The sequence below is a fragment of the Pseudomonas sp. TWRC1-2 genome (genome assembly GCF_049896685.1).
Classification (GTDB): Bacteria; Pseudomonadota; Gammaproteobacteria; order Pseudomonadales; family Pseudomonadaceae; genus Aquipseudomonas.
On record NZ_JAFCUU010000003.1, the window covers coordinates 696,966 to 717,958 of the forward strand.

General features: G+C 61.4%; 19 protein-coding genes. 12 read left to right on the plus strand and 7 right to left on the minus strand.

Features of this window, described 5'->3' with window-relative positions; genetic code table 11:
- Positions 1–6: 6 nt before the first annotated feature.
- Together ACP7B3_RS12060 and ACP7B3_RS12065 are read right to left on the minus strand one after the other, a co-directional pair.
- Positions 7–771, minus strand: a complete 765-nt coding sequence (locus tag ACP7B3_RS12060; protein ID WP_426178869.1) for a TOBE domain-containing protein — start codon at positions 769–771, stop codon at positions 7–9.
- A gap of 57 nt (positions 772–828) precedes the next feature.
- Positions 829–1,566, minus strand: coding sequence for a ComF family protein (locus ACP7B3_RS12065; RefSeq protein ID WP_145157492.1), 738 nt, complete (start codon positions 1,564–1,566; stop codon positions 829–831).
- Positions 1,567–1,658: 92 nt separating this feature from the next.
- Here ACP7B3_RS12065 and bioB point away from each other — a divergent pair, with 92 nt between their 5' ends.
- The 7 genes from bioB (at position 1,659) to ACP7B3_RS12100 (ending at position 8,727) form a co-directional block, all read left to right on the plus strand.
- A complete protein-coding gene (gene bioB / locus ACP7B3_RS12070; RefSeq protein ID WP_242200713.1) occupies positions 1,659–2,714 on the plus strand; it encodes a biotin synthase BioB in 1,056 nt (351 codons plus the stop codon).
- A 95-nt stretch (positions 2,715–2,809) separates the two neighbouring features.
- Positions 2,810–3,991, plus strand: coding sequence for an 8-amino-7-oxononanoate synthase (bioF, locus tag ACP7B3_RS12075; RefSeq protein WP_426178872.1), 1,182 nt, complete (start codon positions 2,810–2,812; stop codon positions 3,989–3,991).
- Entirely contained in the window at positions 3,984–4,715 is a 732-nt protein-coding gene (locus tag ACP7B3_RS12080; RefSeq protein ID WP_426178874.1) for an alpha/beta fold hydrolase, read from the plus strand. The genes bioF and ACP7B3_RS12080 overlap by 8 nt, the downstream gene beginning before the upstream one ends.
- A complete protein-coding gene (gene bioC / locus ACP7B3_RS12085) occupies positions 4,708–5,520 on the plus strand; it encodes a malonyl-ACP O-methyltransferase BioC (protein WP_242200721.1) in 813 nt (270 codons plus the stop codon). Before ACP7B3_RS12080 ends, bioC begins: the two co-directional genes overlap by 8 nt.
- Positions 5,517–6,197 carry a dethiobiotin synthase gene (gene bioD / locus ACP7B3_RS12090; protein WP_106575548.1) on the plus strand — a complete coding sequence of 227 codons (681 nt, stop codon included), beginning with the start codon at positions 5,517–5,519 and terminating at the stop codon, positions 6,195–6,197. Before bioC ends, bioD begins: the two co-directional genes overlap by 4 nt.
- A 106-nt stretch (positions 6,198–6,303) precedes the next feature.
- Positions 6,304–6,585, plus strand: coding sequence for a pyrroloquinoline quinone biosynthesis protein PqqE (locus ACP7B3_RS12095; RefSeq protein ID WP_065871814.1), 282 nt, complete (start codon positions 6,304–6,306; stop codon positions 6,583–6,585).
- 336 nt (positions 6,586–6,921) lie between these two features.
- Positions 6,922–8,727, plus strand: coding sequence for a phenylacyl-CoA dehydrogenase (locus ACP7B3_RS12100; RefSeq protein WP_426178877.1), 1,806 nt, complete (start codon positions 6,922–6,924; stop codon positions 8,725–8,727).
- Between the two features lie 76 nt (positions 8,728–8,803).
- Here ACP7B3_RS12100 and ACP7B3_RS12105 read toward each other — a convergent pair whose 3' ends face one another.
- Positions 8,804–10,399, minus strand: coding sequence for a hypothetical protein (locus ACP7B3_RS12105; RefSeq protein WP_145157485.1), 1,596 nt, complete (start codon positions 10,397–10,399; stop codon positions 8,804–8,806).
- A gap of 314 nt (positions 10,400–10,713) precedes the next feature.
- On the opposite strand from ACP7B3_RS12105, the gene ACP7B3_RS12110 reads away from it, so the two are divergent.
- The 3 genes from ACP7B3_RS12110 (at position 10,714) to ACP7B3_RS12120 (ending at position 15,902) form a co-directional block, all read left to right on the plus strand.
- Positions 10,714–12,003, plus strand: a complete 1,290-nt coding sequence (locus ACP7B3_RS12110; RefSeq protein ID WP_262209351.1) for a GGDEF domain-containing protein — start codon at positions 10,714–10,716, stop codon at positions 12,001–12,003.
- A 90-nt stretch (positions 12,004–12,093) separates the two neighbouring features.
- A complete protein-coding gene (locus ACP7B3_RS12115; protein ID WP_426178879.1) occupies positions 12,094–13,863 on the plus strand; it encodes an acyl-CoA dehydrogenase C-terminal domain-containing protein in 1,770 nt (589 codons plus the stop codon).
- A 260-nt stretch (positions 13,864–14,123) separates the two neighbouring features.
- Entirely contained in the window at positions 14,124–15,902 is a 1,779-nt protein-coding gene (locus ACP7B3_RS12120) for an acyl-CoA dehydrogenase C-terminal domain-containing protein (RefSeq protein WP_426178881.1), read from the plus strand.
- 226 nt (positions 15,903–16,128) lie between these two features.
- Here ACP7B3_RS12120 and ACP7B3_RS12125 read toward each other — a convergent pair whose 3' ends face one another.
- Positions 16,129–17,028: a LysR family transcriptional regulator gene (locus ACP7B3_RS12125; protein WP_145157477.1), complete on the minus strand. Its 900-nt coding sequence runs from the start codon at positions 17,026–17,028 to the stop codon at positions 16,129–16,131.
- A 209-nt stretch (positions 17,029–17,237) separates the two neighbouring features.
- Between ACP7B3_RS12125 and ACP7B3_RS12130 the strand changes: the two genes are divergently transcribed.
- Positions 17,238–18,500: an aspartate aminotransferase family protein gene (locus ACP7B3_RS12130; RefSeq protein WP_426178883.1), complete on the plus strand. Its 1,263-nt coding sequence runs from the start codon at positions 17,238–17,240 to the stop codon at positions 18,498–18,500.
- A gap of 181 nt (positions 18,501–18,681) precedes the next feature.
- Positions 18,682–18,840, plus strand: a complete 159-nt coding sequence (locus tag ACP7B3_RS12135) for a YqaE/Pmp3 family membrane protein (RefSeq protein ID WP_010207008.1) — start codon at positions 18,682–18,684, stop codon at positions 18,838–18,840.
- Between the two features lie 5 nt (positions 18,841–18,845).
- Here the strand turns inward: ACP7B3_RS12135 and pqqE are convergent, their stop codons facing one another.
- From pqqE to pqqC, 3 genes are read right to left on the minus strand one after another with little or no spacing between them, the layout of a single operon-like run.
- Entirely contained in the window at positions 18,846–19,997 is a 1,152-nt protein-coding gene (pqqE, locus tag ACP7B3_RS12140) for a pyrroloquinoline quinone biosynthesis protein PqqE (RefSeq protein WP_106575539.1), read from the minus strand.
- Positions 19,969–20,244, minus strand: coding sequence for a pyrroloquinoline quinone biosynthesis peptide chaperone PqqD (pqqD, locus tag ACP7B3_RS12145; RefSeq protein ID WP_017138041.1), 276 nt, complete (start codon positions 20,242–20,244; stop codon positions 19,969–19,971). The genes pqqE and pqqD overlap by 29 nt, the downstream gene beginning before the upstream one ends.
- Complete coding sequence (pqqC, locus tag ACP7B3_RS12150) at positions 20,241–20,993, minus strand: pyrroloquinoline-quinone synthase PqqC (protein WP_145157473.1); 753 nt, start codon at positions 20,991–20,993, stop codon at positions 20,241–20,243. The genes pqqD and pqqC overlap by 4 nt, the downstream gene beginning before the upstream one ends.

A 20,993-nucleotide genomic window follows, 5' to 3' on the forward strand; every position in this document is an offset into this window, starting at 1 on the left:
CTCGCGCTACACCGGCGTGCCGAGCAACACGTTGCTGGGCGAGAACTGCACCTGAATTGGCTGGCCCTCGGCGGCCTTCAGTGCCTTGAGCGCGGCGGGCTGCGCCAGGGCGCATAAAACCTGGCCGTTGGGCAGGGTGATACGCACCTCGCTGGGGCCATCCTCGGCGTCGAGAATCGTCTCGATCACGCCGCTCATGCAATTGTGTCCAGGTGTTGCTGCTTGCTCCAGGCCGAGCAACTCCAGCCAGCCGGCCTTGATCAAGGCGACCACTTCCACGCCGGCCTCCAGTTCCAGGCGCTGCGTGCTGTCGTGGGTGATCTGCGCACTCAGGCTCAAGTCGCCCGACAGTTGCAGGCGGATCATGTCATTGCGGCCATGGCTTTCAATGGCGATGACCCGGCCGTGCAATTGGTTGCGCGCGCTGGTGCGCAGCATCAGCCGGCCGAGCAGGTTGAAGTCGCTCGCGTCTTCATCCGAGCCCAGCACCTGGGCCTGCAACACTTGCAAACGCTGGTAAAGGCGCAGCACGCGCTCACCCTCGGCCGTCAGCCTGGCACCGCCGCCGCCTTTGCCGCCGACGCTGCGTTCCACCAGCGGTTTTTGCGCCAGATTGTTCAGCTCGTCGATGGCATCCCAGGCGGCCTTGTAACTCAAACCGGCGCTTTTGGCCGCGCGGGTGATCGAGCCTTGCTCGGCGATATGCGCCAGCAAGGCGATGCGCTGGGGGCGGCGGATGATGTGTTGGCTGAGCGAGGTCGGCAGAGACATGTGGATACGCTTCTATAAGGTCAGCGGACGTTGCAGGCGTGGCGCACGCGAGTCAAGTCATGCCCCGGGTTTAGGTGTGCGTGCCAGGCAGTACACATCGACTTGCCGCGCCCCCGCGTCCATCAGCAACCGCGCCAGGCTGTGGGCGGTGGCGCCGGTGGTCAGTACGTCGTCGACCAGCGCCAGGTGGCGGCCTTGCACCTGGGCGTCGGGAGCCAGTGCAAACGCGGCGAGCAGGTTGCGTTTGCGGGTTTTGGCGTCGAGGGCTTGTTGCGCGACGGTTTCATGGGGGCGTAACAACAGGTGGTCATCGTGTGGGATATCAAGCTGTTCACTCAGCCAGCGTGACAGCATCAGCGCCTGGTTGAAGCCGCGTTCGCGCAGGCGTTTACGCGCCAGGGGCACGGGCAGCAGGCAGTCGGGGCGCTCGAGTTCGGCGTTGTCAAAACGGTGTTGCAGGTGATGCCCCAGCAGGCGCGCGAGCAGGTGGCCGAGGGGCCAGCGTGACTGATGCTTGAAGCGGCTGATCAGGGTGTCGACCGGAAAGCTGAAAGACCACGGTGCGACGACGTGTTTAAACGCAGGCGGGTTTTTCAGGCATTGGCCGCAGATCAAACCGCTGGTTGGCAGCGGCAAGGCGCACACCTCGCATTGCGCCAGCAACCATGGCAGCTCTGTTTCGCAGACGTTGCACACACAATCGGCCGATTCTGTGGCTTCATCGCAAACTAAACACGTCTGGTTGTTTTTTAGCCAGATGTAAACCTCGCGTTTGTATCCTGGTTGACAGTGCATGAATCTTCCTTAAATATGCCGAGCATCCGTGTCGTGACTGTGGGTATTGCCCTTCCCGCAGCGAAAGCCCAAGCATAATCAAGGAATCGCCCATGAGCGCCAGCACCACTGCCACCCTGCGTCACGATTGGTCCTTAGCCGAAGTCAAAGCGCTGTTTGTGCAGCCTTTCAATGACCTGTTGTTCCAGGCGCAGACCGTGCACCGCGCGCATTTCGACGCCAACCGCGTGCAGGTGTCGACGTTGCTGTCGATCAAAACCGGCGCCTGCCCGGAAGATTGCAAATATTGTCCGCAGTCGGGCCACTACAACACTGGCCTGGAAAAAGAAAAGCTGATGGAGGTGCAGAAGGTCCTCGAAGAGGCTGCCCGCGCCAAGGCTATTGGTTCGACCCGCTTCTGCATGGGCGCCGCGTGGAAACACCCGTCGGCCAAAGACATGCCGTACGTGCTCGAAATGGTCAAAGGCGTGAAGGCCATGGGCCTGGAAACCTGCATGACGCTCGGCCGTCTCGACCAGGACCAGACCGAGGCCCTGGCCCAGGCCGGCCTCGACTACTACAACCACAACCTCGACACCTCGCCTGAGTTCTACGGTTCGATCATCACCACGCGCACTTACAGCGAGCGCCTGCAAACCCTGGCCTATGTGCGCGATTCGGGCATGAAGATCTGCTCGGGTGGCATCCTCGGCATGGGCGAGTCCCTCGACGACCGCGCCAACCTGCTGATCCAGCTGGCCAACCTGCCGGAGCATCCGGAGTCGGTGCCGATCAACATGCTGGTGAAGGTGGCCGGTACGCCGCTGGAAAACGCCGATGACATCGATCCGTTCGACTTCATCCGCATGCTCGCCGTGGCGCGCATTCTGATGCCGCAGTCGCACGTGCGCCTGTCGGCCGGCCGCGAAGCCATGAACGAGCAGATGCAGGCCCTGGCCTTCTTCGCCGGTGCCAACTCGATCTTCTACGGCGACAAGCTGCTGACCACCGCCAACCCGCAGGCTGACAAGGACATGCAGCTGTTTGCGCGCCTGGGCATCCTGCCGGAAGCCCGTGAAGAGCATGCCGATGAAGTGCATCAGGCGGCGATCGAGCAGGCGCTGGTGGAGCACAAGAGCAGCGAGCAGTTCTATAACGCCGCGGTTTGACGCCGATCCCCCTATTTGGAATGCATTCCAAATGTGGGAGCGAGCAAGCCCGCTCCCACATTTTTGACCGAGTTCACCCGCTAATCGAGGCCTGCATGTCTTTTGATCTCGCCGCGCGTCTCGCTGCCCGTCGTGCCGAACACCTTTACCGTCAACGCCCTTTGCTCCAGAGCCCGCAAGGCCCTGAAGTCGTGGTGGACGGCCAACCGTTGCTGGCGTTCTGCAACAACGATTACCTGGGCCTGGCCAATCACCCGCACGTGATCGAAGCCTGGCGCGCCGGTGCGTCCCGTTGGGGCGTGGGCGGTGGCGCGTCCCACTTGGTGGTTGGCCATGCCACGCCGCACCATGAACTGGAAGAAGCCCTGGCCGACCTGACCGGGCGCCCGCGCGCGTTGCTGTTCACCACCGGCTACATGGCCAACCTCGGCGCGGTCACGGCGCTGGTGGGGCAGGGCGACACGGTGCTGGAAGACCGGTTGAACCATGCCTCGTTGCTGGATGCCGGTTTGCTCAGCGGTGCGCGGTTCAACCGCTATTTACACAACGACGCCGCCAGCCTGGCCAAGCGGTTGGAGAAGGCTACCGGCAACACGCTGGTGGTCACCGACGGCGTTTTCAGCATGGACGGCGATCTGGCCGACCTGCCCGCGCTGGCCCGTGAAACCAAGGCCAAAGGCGCCTGGTTGATGGTGGATGATGCCCACGGCTTCGGCCCGCTGGGTGCCACTGGCGGCGGGATCGTCGAGCATTTCGGCTTGAGTCAGGAGGATGTGCCGGTGCTGGTCGGCACGCTGGGCAAAGCCTTTGGCACCGCCGGAGCGTTTGTGGCGGGCAGCGAAGAGCTGATCGAAAGCCTGATCCAGTTCGCCCGGCCTTACATCTACACCACCAGCCAACCGCCGGCGTTGGCCTGCGCAACCTTGAAAAGCCTGGAGCTGCTGCGCATCGAGCATTGGCGACGCGAGCATCTCAATGGTCTGATCCGCCAGTTCCGCCGGGGCGCCGAACAGCTCGGCCTGGACCTGATGGACAGCTTCACGCCGATCCAGCCGATCCTGATTGGCGACAGTGCCCGCGCCGTGCGCCTGTCGCAGCTGTTGCGCGAGCGCGGCCTGATGGTCACCGCGATCCGCCCGCCCACCGTACCTGCCGGCGGCGCGCGTTTGCGCGTGACGTTGACGGCGGCCCACAGCGCGGCGCAGGTGCAGCTATTGTTAAACGCATTGGAAGAGTGTTTCCGCTTGTTAGGCGCCATGGAGCCCGACCATGCGTGATCGACTGATAGTGCTGCCCGGCTGGGGCCTTGGCGTATCGCCACTGGAGCCCTTGGCCGCAGCCTTGCGCGGCCTCGACGAACACCTGCAGGTGCAGATCGAGCCATTGCCGACGCTGCAATCGAGTGACTTGGGTGAATGGCTCGACGAACTCGACGCCACGCTGCCCGACAACGCCTGGCTGGGTGGTTGGTCCCTGGGCGGCATGCTCGCGTCGGAGCTCGCGGCGCGCCGCGGCGAACGTTGCTGCGGCTTGCTGACGTTGGCGAGCAATCCGTGTTTTGTCGCGCATGCCGGCTGGCCCAGCGCGATGCCGGCTGAGACGTTCGATGCGTTTCTCGCCGGCTGCCATGCCGACTCCCAGGTCACCCTCAAACGCTTCGGCCTGCTGTGTGCCAAGGGGGCGCAAGACCCGCGCGGGCTCTCGCGTTTGCTGGTCAGTGGCGCGCCGAATACGCCTTCCAGCGAATTGATGACCGGCCTTGAGTTGCTGGCTCAACTGGATACCCGCGAAGCCTTGCTCGGCTATCGCGGCCCGCAGTTGCATCTGTTCGCCGGTTTGGATGGTCTGGTGCCCGCCCAAGCGGCTAGCGACTTGCTGGCGCTGCTCCCCGATGTAGAAATCGGCCTGATTGAACAGGCCGGTCACGCTTTTCTTCTGGAAGACCCTCACGGCGTAGCGGGGGCCATCCAGGCTTTTTTGCACGAGTGCGTTGATGACTGATTTATCCCACCCAACACTGCCGGGCGCCTTGCCGGACAAGCGCCAGGTGGCGGCGTCTTTCTCCCGCGCCGCCGCCAGTTACGACAGCGTGGCCGCGTTGCAGCGCGCAGTGGGTTACGAGCTGTTGGCTCGCCTGCCGACGGGCGCCGCGCCGCAACGCTGGCTGGACCTGGGCTCGGGCACCGGTTTTTTCAGCCGCGTGCTGGGCGAGCGATTGCCCGCCAGCCAGGGCGTGGCGGTGGATATTGCCGAAGGCATGCTCAACCACGCGCGGCCATTGGGCGGCGCCGAGCACTTTATTGCCGGTGATGCTGAACGCCTGCCGTTGCAGGGCAACAGTTGCGGGCTGATCTTCTCCAGCCTGGCGGTGCAGTGGTGTGCAAATTTTGACGCCGTGCTCCGCGAGGCTTATCGCGTGCTGCAACCCGGCGGGGTGTTGGCGTTTGCCAGCTTGTGCGTGGGCACGCTGAGTGAGCTACGCGAAAGCTGGCGGGCCGCGGATGGCCTGGTGCACGTCAACCGCTTCCGCACTTTTGAGGCTTATCAACAGCTGTGCGCCGCCAGCGGCTTGCGGGTGGTGAGCCTGGAGCGCCGGCCGCACGTGCTGCATTACCCGGATGTGCGCAGTCTGACCCACGAGCTCAAAGCATTGGGCGCGCATAACCTGAACCCGGGCCGCCCGGGAGGGTTGACGGGGCGCGCGAGGATTGTTGCACTGGTGGGCGCTTACGAGCAGTTCCGTCAGGCCCAAGGCCTGCCCGCCACCTACCAAGTGGTGTATGCCGTACTGGAGAAACCTCTATGAGCGCCGCTTACTTCATCACCGGCACCGACACCGATGTCGGCAAGACAACCATCGCCGCTGGCCTGCTGCACGCCGCAAGGCTTGCGGGTAAAAGCACCGCCGCTGGCAAGCCCGTGGCTTCGGGCTGCCAGGTCACCCCCAAAGGATTACGCAATGCCGATGCCTTGGCGCTGTTGGCTGAGTGTTCGTTGCCGTTGAGCTATGCCGAGGTCAACCCGGTGGCGTTCGAGCCCGCGATTGCACCGCACTTGGCGGCGCGGGAGGCGGGCGTGGCGCTGACGGTGCAATCGCTGTTGAAACCGATGCAGCAGATTCTGGCGCGGCAGGCGGATTTCACCTTGATTGAAGGCGCGGGTGGCTGGCGGGTGCCCTTGGCCGATCAGGACAACCTGTCGGACCTGGCCAAGGCGCTCAAGCTGCCCGTGATCCTGGTAGTGGGCGTGCGTTTGGGCTGTATCAGCCATGCGTTGCTCACTGCGGAAGCCATAGCGCGAGACGGCTTGCCGTTGGCAGGCTGGGTGGCGAATATCATCGACCCCAAGACCTCTCGTCTGGAAGAGAACCTCGCCACCCTGGCTGAGCGGTTACCTGCGCCTTGCCTTGGGCGCGTGCCAAAACTCAAGCAGGCCAGCGCCGAAGCCGTCGCCGAATACCTGGAACTGGACCTGCTTGACTGATTTTGGCTATCGCTAAGGCATTATGCCATTAGTGTTTTTGACGGGCGTTTTGCCGGGATGTCTGCTTCAATTCAGGTTCACGATTCTCTAAAGGCAGGCTTACGCCATGGAAATCTCTGGAAGCAGCGCGTTTTATTCGGGGCTGAGCACGATTCAGGCCGGGCAGAACCGCGTCGACCAGGCCGCCGGCAAGATTGCCAGCGCCGCGACGACCCAGCCATCAGACGCACAAAGCGACCGTCTACAAGCCAACGACCGTGCCCAGCCATCCAACTCGGCGAGCAACATGGTTGAAATGGCCCAAGGCAAGTTTCAAGTGGAGCTGGGCGTCAAAGTCGCCAAGGCTTCGGATGAAATGCTGGGCACGCTGATCGATACCTACGCTTAACCCCTCTCTTTCCAGGTATGCCGGCTCTTGTGTGAGAGCTGGCTTGCCTGCGACAGCTTCTACTCGGTCCCCTTGGTACACCGCGGCACCTGTATCGCAGGCAAGCCCGCTTCCACATTGGCCCTGCTTCGTCTGACTGACTTTTACACCGCTCAATCATGTGGCGCCTTGCCGCAGGCCTTGCCGTGCCTGATGTTGATCCGCGTCATGACAAATGGCAGCGGGACGATGCTTGACAACCCCAGGTCGTAAACGTATGTTTCAAACACCTGTTTGACCGCCACAACGCATCCACGCGGTTGTTCATCCCAGATACATCAGCAGAGGTTTATCGCTATGCCTGACTACAAGGCCCCCTTGCGTGATATTCGCTTCGTTCGTGACGAACTGCTCGGTTATGAAGCGCACTATCAGAGCCTGCCGGCTTGCCAGGACGCTACCCCGGACATGGTTGACGCCATCCTCGAAGAAGGCGCCAAGTTCTGTGAGCAAGTGCTGGCACCGTTGAACCGCGTGGGCGACATCGAAGGCTGTACCTGGAGCGAGTCAGGCGTTAAGACCCCGACGGGTTTCAAAGAAGCCTACAAACAATTCGTTGAAGGCGGCTGGCCAAGCCTGGCCCACGACGTGGAGCACGGCGGCCAAGGCCTGCCGGAGTCCCTGGGCCTTGCAGTCAGCGAAATGGTTGGCACTGCCAACTGGTCGTGGGGCATGTACCCGGGCCTGTCGCACGGTGCGATGAACACCATCTCCGAGCACGGCACCCCAGAACAGCAAAATGCCTACCTGACCAAACTGGTCTCGGGCGAGTGGACCGGCACCATGTGCCTGACCGAACCCCATTGCGGTACCGACCTGGGCATGTTGCGCACCAAGGCTGAGCCTCAGGCCGACGGTTCCTACAAAGTCTCCGGCACCAAGATCTTCATCTCGGCCGGTGAACACGACATGGCCGACAACATCGTCCACATCGTGCTGGCCCGCCTACCGGACGCACCGGCTGGCACCAAAGGCATTTCGCTGTTTATCGTGCCCAAATTCCTGCCAAACGCAGACGGCTCGATTGGCCAGCGCAACGCGGTGTCCTGTGGTTCCCTGGAACACAAGATGGGTATTCACGGCAACGCCACCTGCGTGATGAACTTCGACGCGGCCACCGGTTTCCTGATCGGCCCGGCGAACAAAGGCCTGAACTGCATGTTCACCTTTATGAACACCGCACGCCTGGGTACTGCGCTGCAAGGCCTGTCCCACGCTGAAATCGGTTTCCAGGGTGGCCTGAAATACGCCCGTGATCGCCTGCAAATGCGTTCGCTGACCGGCCCGAAAGCACCGGACAAAGCCGCTGACCCGATCATCGTGCACCCTGACGTGCGCCGCATGCTGCTGACCATGAAAGCCTTCGCCGAAGGCAACCGTGCGATGGTGTACTTCACCGCCAAGCAAGTGGACATCGTCAAATACGGCACCGACGACGAAGCGAAAAAGCAGGCCGATGCCCTGCTGGCATTCATGACCCCGATCGCCAAGGCGTTCATGACCGAAGTCGGTTTTGAAGCCGCCAACCACGGCGTGCAAATCTACGGCGGCCACGGCTTCATTGCCGAGTGGGGCATGGAGCAGAACGTTCGCGACAGCCGCATTTCGATGCTGTACGAAGGCACCACCGGTATCCAGGCGCTGGACCTGCTCGGCCGTAAAGTGCTGATGACTCAAGGCGAAGCGCTCAAGGGCTTCACCAAGATCGTGCACAAGTTCTGCCAGGCCAACGAAGGCAACGAAGCCGTAAAGGAATTCGTCGCACCGCTGGCCGCGCTGAACAAGGAATGGGGCGAGGTGACCATGAAGGTCGGCATGGCTGCGATGAAAGACCGTGAAGAAGTCGGTGCCGCTTCGGTGGATTACCTGATGTACTCCGGTTACGCGTGCCTGGCTTACTTCTGGGCCGACATGGCGCGCCTGGCTGCCGAGAAACTGGCTGCCGGCACCAGCGAAGAGGCCTTCTACACCGCCAAGCTGCAGACCGCGCGCTTCTACTTCCAGCGCATTCTGCCGCGTACCCGCACCCACGTTGCAACCATGCTGTCGGGCGCCAACAACCTGATGGACATGAAGGAAGAGAACTTCGACCTGGGCTACTAACCCTCGGCGGGTTCATGAAAAAGCCGCCGCTCTTTCGGGAGCGGCGGCTTTTTTGTGGGGGCCAGCAACGCGGCGCTTAAGGTGTCGGGATATAAGGCGCGCCGTCGCAGTAAGTGTTGCCCGGCAAAACGCCCCTGACTGGAATGTCCGTCGGTGGCGACTGAAGCAATTGCCCGGCGGCATTCTGCGTCGTGTAGCTGAGGTACATGACGCCCCTGCCGATCACCCGCATGGTGGCCGAATACTGCAGGTACACGGTTTGCCCGGTGGTGGAAGCCGCGGCAGCCCACACAATCGGGACAGTCAGTGGGGGCGTAATGGGGTTCGAACCGTCATCCTGACGGCTCATTACGCACGTCAATGTCCCCGCCGTGTTGGCACGCAGGAGCGCAGAGGGCGGGATAAATACGCCGATAGACCGGTTTAGAAAGGTCAGGCTCGACGGCTGCGGCGAGGCGCAAGTGAGATTGCCGCCGATAAGGTTGAGCACCTGCGGCTGCGCCAGCGTCATCAACGGCGAGAAGTTCAAGATGAGATTTCTGGTAGGTCCCTCCACGAAGGTGGTCCCCCTGGTGATGCGGAATTTTATCTGGGCGGGCGTGTTGTTGCTGGCGGCGCCCGGAAGGATGGCCAGTAATTGCGCCGTCGTGATCACAAGGCGCAGCGGCAGTGGTTGGCCCACGTAAACCACAGGCGGCGCCAAGACGGTATTTGTGCCCACGACAACGGCCACAGCGTCGTTGATCTGCAAATTGGTGACACTGTCCAGCCAAACCTCCATCCCGCCTAGCCCACTCAGGTCGATATCGGCCTGAGTCACCGTGTTGTCGGGCGCAATCGCCTGTGTCACGCGCGGAGCGGCAATGTTTGAAGGGGTCAATTGCAGCGCGACCCTGAGTTCCAGAATCAACGAATCACGTGAGCGGTTGCCTAGCCGGTCCAGGAAGCGGTAGGTCAGTTGCATGAGGCCGTTGCCGCGCTCGCGAATCACGGAGGCCGGTACTGAAATCAGGCGCGGGGCCGGATAGTCGGGCAAGGTAACAGGGCCCGGAGGTGCGAAAGGAAACTGCATGTGCCGGTCGGTAATGCCGTAGTAGGGAATGACCCTCAGCGCAACCTGGGCGTTGATCTCTGTGTGCTCGGGAATCCGGAACACGACCGGGTCATTGCTGGCCAGATACTCATCGGTAATCGTCGCAGTTGCCAGATTCAGTGGCAGCAGCGGGGCTGGCGGTGTGATGGTCAGGTAACCAAAAGGTGGCGTTTTATGCACCCGCAGCGGGGTGCTGGCGGTGGCGCGCAGAACGTTGTCACCGGCTTCCAGGATGTAGGTCAGCAGATAATCGCCCTCACTGCCCACGAAGCGGCGCGGCACTGGCATTTCAATGTCTGCTGTGGGGTAAGACGGCAACTGGAGGTAAGCGATGACTTGGTGTTCATTCGGCGGGGGCAGCTCGGCATACACCCGGATAATGGGCTGGGCCCCGGCAGGCCCCGGTTGCGGCAACGCTGGAATCCGGATTCGCAGGTCACGTTCAGCCGCCGTCAGAGGCACCATGCCGCCGGTTCCGGGCAGAGCATCCACCACAATCAAGGGCGGCAGCGAGGGTATGGCGTTACGAATCAGGAACTGAGAGCTGGTGCTCACCAGTTCGGATACCAAGGTTTCCATGAGGGTCACTCCCATCGTGTTTAAGGGACACTCCCTGTCCCGAATACTCGCTGGGCGGTATTGAGTGGTACGCGCAAGTAAACATGCCAATCCTGTCGGCGACTACTGTCATAACTGACAGTACGGGATGGCCTGCGCATTGCATCCGCCTGTTTTTCGCGCAATGACCTGTAAAAAAACGCAGCGTGGCGCTCAGGGATTAGGCCGAGCGGCCGTTAAAGTGATGGCAATGTGATACGCATCACATTGAATGTGCTTAACTGTGATCAGTGAAGGCACTGTGCCATCTTTTTGAGTGGGTCGGAGCTTTACCCTTGTCACGCGCGTCCGCTGTACGTTTCAGTCATTTCCTACCCTCACTGCTGTTACTGCTGGCGGGGCTATCGGCTGCGTACGTGAAGGACCTCAATGTGTTCTTCACCTCGCTGTTCAACGTGCTGCCGACCTTGGTGCTGCTGCTGGGCGGCTCGTATTGCGCGGTGTATCGGCGCCAGCGTGAACTGTTCCTGATGATCACGGTGTACGTCGTTTATTTCCTGCTGGACACCCAGACCGATTACTACCGCGACAATGGCCGAGTTCGGGAAGACGCGGCGGTGGTGTTCCATCTGTGCTGCCTGTTGCTGCCGCTGCTGTTCAGCATCTACGCGCTGTGGCAGGAAAAAACCCACCTGTTTCGCGACTTCGTCGCCCGTTGCGCCGTGCTCTTCGCCGTCGGCAGCGTGGCGCTGGCGCTTGAGCAAAGCTTCCCGCAAGCGCTGTTGAGCTGGCTGGCAGAGATTCGCTGGCCGGCTTTGCACGGCAGCTGGATGAGCCTGATCCAGCTGTCGTACCCGATGTTCCTGATTGGATTTGTCACCCTGGCGGCGCAGTACTGGTATCAGCCGCGCCCGTTGCATGCCGCGCAACTGGTTGGTTTGCTCGGGCTGTTCTGGATGTTGCCGCAGACCTTCATCCTGCCGTTCACCCTGAACATCATGTGCAGCCAGGTGATGCTGATGATCGCTGCGGGCGTGGCACATGAGGCGTATCAAATGGCCTTCCGTGACGAGCTGACCGGCTTGCCGGGCCGCCGCGCGCTCAACGAACGCATGCAGCGCCTTGGGCGCAACTACGTGCTGGCGATGAGTGACGTCGATCACTTCAAACGTTTCAACGACACCCACGGCCATGACGTCGGCGACCAGGTATTGCGCCTGGTCGCCAGCAAGCTCTCCAAGGTCAATGGCGGCGGGCGTGCCTACCGTTACGGCGGCGAGGAGTTTGCGGTGGTCTTTGCCGGCAAGACGCTGGATGAGTGCATGCCGTACCTCGAAGAAATTCGCGAGATCATCGCCCACTACGACATCAAGCTGCGCAACCCCGACCGCCCTCATGACGACCAGCAGGGCCGCCAACGCCGCGCGGGCAGCGGCGCGTCGAGCGTGTCGGTAACCGTCAGCATCGGTGTGGCCGAACGCCAGGCCGAACAGCGCACCCCGGAAGAAGTGCTTAAATCCGCCGACCAGGCGCTTTATGCCGCCAAGGGCGCCGGACGTAACTGCGTGGTCGCGGCCGGGCAAACCCGGCGTGGCGCGGTGCGTATGGCGAGTGCTGCCGGTTGAGTGATGGCGGTGTATTCAGCGGTTCTACAGTGATTGTTTGCGGCGGTGGCCGGCAGTAGGTTGAAACCATCTGCTGCCGGAGACATCGCCATGCCTGAGTACAAAGCTCCCCTGCGCGACATGCGCTTTCTGATCGACAACGTGTTTGATTTTCACGGCCACTACGCGGCCCTCGGCGCCACAGACGCCAGCCCGGATATGGTCAGTGCGATCCTCGAAGAAGGCGCCAAATTCTGCGAAAACGTGCTCGCGCCGCTTAATCGCAGCGGCGATGAGGAAGGCTGCCATTTCGACAACGGCGTGGTCACCACGCCCAAGGGCTTCAAGCAAGCTTTCGCCCAGTACGTGGAAGGCGGCTGGCATGGCGTGGCAGCGGACCCGGCCTACGGTGGGCAAGGCCTGCCGCACTCGTTGGGGCTGGTGCTGAGTGAAATGATCGGCTCCAGCAACACGTCCTGGGGCATGTACCCGGGGCTGACCCATGGCGCCATGTCGGCGATCCACGCCCACGGCACCGAGGAGCAGAAAGACACCTACCTGACCAAACTCACCGCCGGCGAATGGACCGGCACCATGTGCCTGACCGAAGCCCACTGCGGCACCGACCTGGGGCTGATCAAGACCCGCGCCGTGCCCCAGGCCGACGGCAGTTACGCGGTCACCGGCAGCAAGATCTTCATCTCGGCCGGCGAGCATGACCTGAGTGCGAACATCATCCACTTGGTGCTGGCCAAACTGCCGGATGCGCCGGCGGGCACCAAAGGTATCTCGCTGTTTATCGTGCCCAAGTTCCATGCCGATTCGGGTGAGCGCAACGCGGTGCACTGCGGCTCCATCGAGCACAAGATGGGCATCAAGGCCTCGGCCACGTGCGTGCTCAATTTCGACGGTGCCAAGGGGTTCTTGATTGGCGAGGCGAATAAAGGCCTCAACTGCATGTTCACCATGATGAACCACGCACGGCTGGGGACCGGCATGCAGGGCCTGTGCAATGGCGAGGCGAGCTTCCAGGGCGCAATCAAATACGCCAACGACCGCCTGCAAATGCGCTCGCTGACCGGCGCCAAGGCCCCGGAAAAGGCCGCCGACCCCATCATCGTGCACGCTGATGTACGCCGCATGCTGCTGACCATGAAAGCCTTCAACGAAGGCAACCGCGCGCTGACGTATTTCACCGCGCAATTGCTCGACACCGCGCACCTGAGCAACGACGCGGGTCAGCGCCAGGAGGCTGAAGACTTGTTGGCGTTCCTCACGCCGATCTGCAAAGCCTTTATGACCGACACGGGCCTGGAGGTGACCAACCACGGCATGCAGGTATTCGGCGGCCACGGTTATATTCGTGAATGGGGCATGGAACAGTTGGCACGCGATGCGCGGATCGCGCCGATCTATGAAGGCACCAATGGCATCCAGGCGCTCGACCTGCTGGGGCGCAAGGTGCTCGGTAGCCAAGGCAAGCTGCTGCGTGGTTTTACCAAAATCGTGCATAAATTCTGCGCGGCAAATGCCGAACACCCGCAGCTCAAGGCTCACGTGGCGCAACTCGATCAACTGAACCAGCAATGGGGCGAGCTGACAATGAAGGTTGGCATGGCCGCAATGAAAAACCCGGATGAAGTCGGTGCAGCGGCGGTGGATTACTTGATGTACAGCGGTTACATCATCCTCGCCTATCTGTGGTTGCGTATGGCGATAGCGGCTCAGGCACACGACGACACCGAGTTTGCCCAGGCAAAGCTTTCGACCTGCGACTTCTACTTCAAGCGCTTGCTGCCGCGTACGGCCACGCACCGGGCAGCGGTGGAGGCGGGCAGTGACTGCCTGATGAGCTTGCCTGCTCAGTTGTTTGCACTCTAGGCGGCTGATGCTTCTGCGGGTAACTGTGTGCGGGCTTGTGTGGGAGCTGGCTTGCCTGCGATGCAGTCACCTCGGTAGGTCAGTGAAACTGCGGTGATGCCATCGCAGGCAAGCCAGCTCCTACATTAGACCTGTGTGTGACTTATAAATACTTAATAGTCACGAACGGACCCTATGTGTCTGAAAAGTTGTTCGGGTACACTCGGAGCCTGTAAAACCGATCCTACCGACTTACTTTTCACGTTCTCACGAGGTTTGCCATGGCTGATTACAAAGCGCCGCTGCGTGATATGCGCTTCGTCCTCAACGAAGTCTTTGAGGTCGCCACCACTTGGGCCCAATTGCCGGCATTGGCAGACACCGTGGATGCCGAAACTGTCGAGGCGATCCTTGAGGAAGCCGGCAAGGTCACCGCCAAATCCATCGCACCGCTGAGCCGCAATGGCGACGAGCAAGGCTGCCGTTGGGCCGATACCGTGGTCAGCACACCGGATGGTTTCCCCCAGGCCTACAAAACCTACGCCGAAGGTGGCTGGGTGGGTGTAGGCGGCGACCCTGTCTTTGGCGGCATGGGCATGCCCAAGGCGGTGTCGGCCCAGGTTGAGGAAATGATCAACTCGTCGAGCCTGGCGTTCGGCCTGTACCCGATGCTCACCTCTGGCGCCTGCGTGTCGATCAACACTCACGCCAGTGAAGCACTCAAGGCCACCTACTTGCCGAAGATGTATTCCGGCGAGTGGGCCGGCTCCATGTGCCTGACTGAAGCGCACGCGGGCACCGACCTGGGGATTATCCGCACCAAGGCTGAGCCGCAGGCGGACGGTTCCTACACAATCAGCGGCACCAAGATCTTTATCACCGGCGGCGAACACGACCTCACCGAAAACATCATCCATCTGGTGCTCGCCAAGCTGCCGGATGCGCCGGCCGGTCCGAAAGGTATCTCGTTGTTTCTGGTGCCCAAGTTCATGGTCAATGCCGACGGCAGCCTGGGCGCGCGTAACCCGGTGAGCTGTGGTTCGATCGAACACAAGATGGGCATTCAGGCGTCTGCGACCTGCGTGATGAACTTCGACGAAGCCGTGGGTTACCTGGTGGGCGAGCTGAACCGTGGGTTGGCGGCGATGTTCACCATGATGAACTACGAGCGTCTGGGGGTGGGTATCCAGGGCCTGGCCTCCGGCGAGCGCTCCTATCAGAACGCGATTGAATATGCGCGTGATCGCCTGCAAAGCCGCGCACCGACCGGCGCCCAGGCTAAAGACAAAGTGGCCGACCCGATCATCGTGCATCCGGACGTGCGCCGCATGCTGCTGACCATGAAGGCTGCGAATGAAGGCGGTCGCGCGTTCTCCACGTACGTGGCAACGCAATTGGACATCGCCAAGTTCAGCGAGGATGCCGCCGCCCGTGAGCGTGCGGACAATCTGGTGGCACTGCTCACACCCGTCGCCAAGGCGTTCCTCAGCGATCTGGGCCTGGAAACCACCGTGCTCGGCCAGCAAGTGTTTGGCGGCCACGGCTACATTCGCGAGTGGGGCCAGGAGCAACTGGTGCGTGATGTGCGCATCACGCAGATTTACGAAGGCACCAACGGCATTCAGGCGCTGGACTTGATGGGGCGCAAGATTGTCGGCAGCAACGGCACGTTCTATACCCTGTTCGCCGACGAGATCCGTCAGTTCATTGCCACAGCGGACGCCCAATTGGCTGAGTTCACCCGACCGCTGAGCGCGGCGGTGGATAACCTGGATGAGTTGACCGCCTGGGTGCTGGACCGCGCCAAGACCAACCCGAATGAAATCGGTGCAGCGTCGGTGGAATACCTGCACGCCTTTGGCTACATGGCGTACGCCTACATGTGGGCCCGCATGGCGAAGGCCGCGTGGGGCAAAGAGTCTGAGGAAGACTTCTACGCGAGCAAGCTGGGCACGGCGCGTTTCTACTTTGCGCGCCTGCTGCCACGTATCCATTCGCTGAGTGCGTCGGTAAAAGCCGGTAGCGAATCGCTGTTTTTGCTGGATGGGGCACTGTTCTAAGGGCTTGGAGGGCGTGTAAGCATTCTCTTACATGACGTGCTGCTATTCGTCCTCTATCGCCAAATTGGATCCACGGATAATCTACTTCACATGGACGTCGCGCAGGAAGCGCAAAGCAACAACACGGACACGTAGGATTCTGCCAGGACGGCGGAGTGAAATGGATGTCAGGGAAACAGTCTGCAAAACCCCGCTTCGGCGGGGTTTTCTTTTGCCCGCGAAAAAGTCAGGCAGGCGCCTGCGGGGCATTCATTACGTCTTCCAGCAGCGTGCGCAATAACGCCACCGTTGCTTGCTGGCGTTGTACATCGCGGCACACCAAGCCCACTTTCAGCGCCACCCGGGGTTCGCTCAAGGGTTTCCACAACAGCGCCTTGCTGTTGTGCTCATCCTGGGAGCGCCCGGGCAGTACCGTGGCCAGCTTGGTATGGGGCAGGCTGTCGAGAATGCCGACCATGGTATTCAGTTCGGCCTGCACCTGTGGCCGGCGCCCGAGGTTGGCGAGTTGGCCCTGCCAGATCTGCCGCACCTGAAACTCCTCTCCCAGTAGCAACATCGGTAATTCGGCCGCCTGTTTCAGCGAGACCTTCTTGAATTCGCGCAAGGGGTGGTCCTCCGGGATCACGACCTTCAATTCGTCTTCATACAACAGCACGCCGTGCAGCCCCGGCTGGCGCGGCGGCAGGTAGCTGATGCCGATGTCCAGCGAGCCGTTGAGCAAGCGCCGTTCAATCTCCAGGCCGGTCAGTTCGTAGATCTGCACCACCAGATGCGGCTGGGCCTTGCGCACGCGCTCAAGCATTTGCGGAACCAGGCTGGTGTGCACCGTTTGCAGCACGCCGATGGCCAGCGTGCGCATGGCCTGGCCCTTGAAGTTGCGCAGGGCTTCGACGGCTTGTTGCATACCGTCGATCAGCGGCAATGCGTGGTTGTACAAGGTATGCGCGGCCAGCGTCGGCAGCAGGCGCTTGCTGCTGCGCTCGAACAGGCTCACATCCAGGTTCTGTTCCAGCTGGCGAATCTGTTGCGACAGGGCCGGTTGGGAGATCGACAGACGCTCCGCAGCGCGGCCCACGTGGCCTTCCTCATACACCGCGACGAAATAACGCAGTTGCTTGAAATCCATAAGGTTTACTTATCGAAAAAGCTGGAAAATCGAAATGGCCGGTGGGCCCCGAGACGCCTAGTCTAGCGCCTATTCGCAAGGCTTACGGGGCCGGATCTGGCAATGAATAGCGTTTATGTTGATGGCGTTTACATAGGCAAGACAAAAAACCTCGAGGCAGTCTTCGCACAGGATTGCGACCAAGGTCAGGTTGCCATTGGGGGTGAGGTGTGAATCTGTTTCGTCGCCCTGCACCGAGCCTGGACGATCTGATCCTCGACGCGCCGCACGAGGATCTGCCCAGCGATGCCCTGATGCCCACCGTCGCAAGGCCTGCGCAGGTCTTCGTGCGCGGCCAGGGCTCCTGGCTCTGGGACAGCGACAACCGTGCATACCTTGATTTCAGTCAGGGCAGCGCCGCCAACAGCCTGGGCCACAGCCCGCAGGTGCTGATCAAGGCCCTCGCCGATCAGACTCAGGCGCTGATCAACCCCGGCAATGGCTTGCACAATCGCCCCCAACTGAACCTCGTCGACCGGTTGTGCCATCACACGCGCAGTGATCAGGGATACCTGCTTAATAGCGGCGCTGAAGCCTGCGAAGCTGCGATCAAGCTGGCGCGCAAATGGGGCCAACAGCACCGCGGCGGCGCGTACCACATCATCAGCGCCAGCAACGGTTGCCATGGCCGTAGTTTCGCGGCCATGGCGGCTTCGACCGGGGCGGGCGGCAACCGTTTTGAACCGCAATTGCCGGGCTTCAGCCATGTGCCTTTCAACGATCTGCCTGCGTTGCACGCGGCGGTCGATGCACAGACGGTGGCCATCATGCTGGAGCCGATTCAGGGCGCAGCCGGCGTGATCCCCGCCACCGAGCACTACCTGAAAGGTGTTGAACGCCTGTGCCGCGAGCTGGGCATCCTGCTGATTCTTGATGAAGTGCACACCGGCATCGGCCGCTGCGGCACCTTGCTCGTCGAACAACAGTACGGCGTGCGCGCCGACATCATCACCCTTGGCAAAGGCCTGGGCGGCGGCGTGCCGTTGGCGGCCCTGCTGGCGCGTGGCAAGGCCTGTTGCTTCGAGCTGGGCGAGCTGGATGGCACCCACCATGGCAACGCGTTGATGGCAGCGGCCGGGGAGGCGGTACTAAAAACGGTACTGGAGCAGGGCTTTCTGGAGCAGGTGCGCGAGTCCGGCCTTTACCTTGGCGAAGGCCTCGCCCGCCTGGCTTATCGCTACGATCACGGCCAATTGCGCGGCCATGGCCTGATGTGGGGCCTGACATTGTCGGATGATTCTGCAGATGCCGTCGTAAAAGCAGCACTGCACGAAGGTTTGATCCTTAATGCCGCGCAACCCAACGGCCTGCGCTTCACCCCAGCCTTGACGGTCAGCAAAAGCAATATCGACGAAATGCTTTTGCGCCTGGCTCGCGCCTTCTCCCGAGTGCGCACCGCGCAGTTGCAATGCCGCAAGGGCATCGCCGTTTAACCCACATTCCAGAACCGTCTCGCGGCCTACGCGGCGCCCTCAGCCTGATTCTTTTGGCTGGGGGCGTTTTTTTGTCTGCGCACTTCAAGGTGGCCCAGTGCCAGAACCCACTGAACCCTTACGAGTGCCCAAGGTCGATTAGCTACACGGCTCACACGAGCCGATTATTTGGAGCTGACCCATGGACATCATTCGCATCATCATCGCCATTCTGCTGCCGCCACTGGGTGTGTTCCTGCAAGTGGGTTTCGCCGGCGCGTTCTGGCTGAACATCCTGCTGACCCTGTGCGGTTACTTCCCGGGCATCATTCACGCCGTGTACATCATCGCCAAACGCTAAAACTGTCAGCCTTTTGCAATGAGCCGCGAGTTGCGCTCGTTGCGAAAGGCCAATTGCTCGATGGTCTGGGTGGCGTGTTCGGCTTCTTCCCGCGCTTGCAGGATGATGCCGTGCTGCTCGGACTTGCTGCACACCGGGTCGGCGTTGCTCGCGTCGCCCGTGAGCATGAACGCCTGGCAGCGGCAGCCGCCGAAGTCCTTTTCCTTTTCATCGCATGAACGGCACGGCTCGGGCATCCAGTCGTAGCCGCGAAAGCGGTTGAAGCCAAACGAGTCGTACCAGATGTGCTGCATGCTGTGGTCGCGCACGTTGGGAAATTGCACCGGCATCTGTCGGGCACCGTGGCAGGGCAGGGCAGTGCCGTCCGGTGTTACGGTCAGAAAAATACTGCCCCAGCCGTTCATGCAGGCTTTTGGGCGTTCTTCGTAGTAGTCCGGTGTAACGAAGATCAGCTTGCACGGGTGGCCTTCGGCTTCGAGTTTGGCGCGGTATTCGTTGGTGATGCGTTCGGCGCGCACCAGCTGTTCTTTGGTCGGCAACAACCCCACACGATTGAGCTGCGCCCAACCGTAGAACTGGCAGGTAGCGAGCTCGACGAAGTCTGCTTCCAGTGCGATGCACAGCTCGATAATGCGGTCGATCTTGTCGATATTGTGCCGATGCGTGACGAAGTTCAGCACCATCGGATAGCCATGCGCCTTTACCGCGCGAGCCATTTCCAGCTTTTGCGCGAAGGCTTTTTTCGAGCCGGCCAGCAGGTTGTTCACCTGCTCGTCGCTGGCCTGGAAGCTGATCTGGATGTGGTCCAGGCCAGCTTTCTTGAAGTCGCTGATTTTTTGCTCGGTGAGGCCGATGCCGGAGGTGATCAGGTTGGTGTAAAAGCCCAGCTTGCGCGCCTCGGCGATCAGTTCGGCAAGGTCCTGGCGTACCAGTGGTTCACCGCCGGAAAACCCCAGTTGCGCGGCGCCCATTTCCCGCGCTTCGCGAAACACTTTGATCCATTGCTCGGTGCTCAGCTCTTTACCCTGCTCGGCGAAATCCAGCGGGTTTGAGCAGTACGGGCACTGCAACGGGCAGCGGTATGTCAGCTCGGCGAGCAGCCACAGCGGCAGGCCAACGGGTGGCTTTTCAGGCAAGTTCGATCCAGTGCTCAGCACGGGCGACCTCCATGAAATCCTCGATGTCTTGACCGAGTTCAGGTACGCCGGGGAATTGTTTATCCAGCTCGGCGATGATGGCAGCCACGTCGCGTTCGCCATCGATCAGACCACCAATCAATGCGGCGCTGTCGTTGAGCTTGATCATGCCTTCGGGGTAGAGCAATACGTGGCCTTTTTGCGCGGGCTCGTACTGGTAGCGATAGCCCTGGCGCCAGGTCGGTGTTCTGCTGCGATCAAAGCTCATAGGGTGATCCCTTTATGCCATACACGCTGATCAGTCACGCTGTGATACGGCGGGCGGTTCAGTTCATAGGCCATGCTCATGGCATCCAGCATGCTCCACAAGATGTCGAGTTTGAACTGGAGAATTTCCAGCATGCGCTCCTGACCTTCGCGAGTGGTGTAGTGCTGCAACGTGATCGCCAAGCCGTGTTCCACATCGCGTCGGGCCTGGCCCAGGCGGGTACGGAAATACTCATAACCGGCCGGGTCGATCCACGGATAGTGCTGCGGCCAGCTGTCGAGGCGCGACTGGTGGATCTGCGGCGCGAACAGCTCGGTCAGCGAGCTGCTGGCGGCTTCTTGCCAGCTGGCACGCCGGGCAAAGTTGACGTAGGCATCCACGGCAAAACGCACGCCGGGCAGCACCAGTTCCTGAGACCGCAGCTGGTCCGGGTCGAGGCCAACGGCCTGGCCCAGACGCAACCAGGCTTCAATACCGCCGTCTTCACCGGGAGCACCGTCGTGGTCGAGCAGGCGCTGGATCCACTCGCGACGGATCTCGCGGTCCGGGCAATTGGCCAGGATCGCGGCGTCTTTCAGCGGGATATTCACCTGATAGTAGAAGCGGTTGGCGACCCAACCCTGGATCTGCTCGCGGGTGGCGCGGCCTTCATACATCGCCACGTGGTACGGGTGATGGATATGGTAAAACGCGCCCTTGGCACGCAAGGCATGCTCGAACTCGGCGGGCGTCAGTGGTGTGTCAGTCAT

Excerpts from the sequence above, each read along its gene's own strand:
- ACP7B3_RS12060 (WP_426178869.1), bottom strand. The coding sequence starts at position 771 with ATGTCTCTGCCGACCTCGCTCAGCCAACACATCATCCGCCGCCCCCAG.
- ACP7B3_RS12065 (WP_145157492.1), bottom strand. The coding sequence starts at position 1,566 with ATGCACTGTCAACCAGGATACAAACGCGAGGTTTACATCTGGCTAAAA.
- bioB (WP_242200713.1), top strand. The coding sequence starts at position 1,659 with ATGAGCGCCAGCACCACTGCCACCCTGCGTCACGATTGGTCCTTAGCC.
- bioF (WP_426178872.1), top strand. The coding sequence starts at position 2,810 with ATGTCTTTTGATCTCGCCGCGCGTCTCGCTGCCCGTCGTGCCGAACAC.
- ACP7B3_RS12080 (WP_426178874.1), top strand. The coding sequence starts at position 3,984 with ATGCGTGATCGACTGATAGTGCTGCCCGGCTGGGGCCTTGGCGTATCG.
- bioC (WP_242200721.1), top strand. The coding sequence starts at position 4,708 with ATGACTGATTTATCCCACCCAACACTGCCGGGCGCCTTGCCGGACAAG.
- bioD (WP_106575548.1), top strand. The coding sequence starts at position 5,517 with ATGAGCGCCGCTTACTTCATCACCGGCACCGACACCGATGTCGGCAAG.
- ACP7B3_RS12095 (WP_065871814.1), top strand. The coding sequence starts at position 6,304 with ATGGAAATCTCTGGAAGCAGCGCGTTTTATTCGGGGCTGAGCACGATT.
- ACP7B3_RS12100 (WP_426178877.1), top strand. The coding sequence starts at position 6,922 with ATGCCTGACTACAAGGCCCCCTTGCGTGATATTCGCTTCGTTCGTGAC.
- ACP7B3_RS12105 (WP_145157485.1), bottom strand. The coding sequence starts at position 10,399 with ATGGAAACCTTGGTATCCGAACTGGTGAGCACCAGCTCTCAGTTCCTG.
- ACP7B3_RS12115 (WP_426178879.1), top strand. The coding sequence starts at position 12,094 with ATGCCTGAGTACAAAGCTCCCCTGCGCGACATGCGCTTTCTGATCGAC.
- ACP7B3_RS12120 (WP_426178881.1), top strand. The coding sequence starts at position 14,124 with ATGGCTGATTACAAAGCGCCGCTGCGTGATATGCGCTTCGTCCTCAAC.
- ACP7B3_RS12125 (WP_145157477.1), bottom strand. The coding sequence starts at position 17,028 with ATGGATTTCAAGCAACTGCGTTATTTCGTCGCGGTGTATGAGGAAGGC.
- ACP7B3_RS12135 (WP_010207008.1), top strand. The coding sequence starts at position 18,682 with ATGGACATCATTCGCATCATCATCGCCATTCTGCTGCCGCCACTGGGT.
- pqqD (WP_017138041.1), bottom strand. The coding sequence starts at position 20,244 with ATGAGCTTTGATCGCAGCAGAACACCGACCTGGCGCCAGGGCTATCGC.
- pqqC (WP_145157473.1), bottom strand. The coding sequence starts at position 20,993 with ATGACTGACACACCACTGACGCCCGCCGAGTTCGAGCATGCCTTGCGT.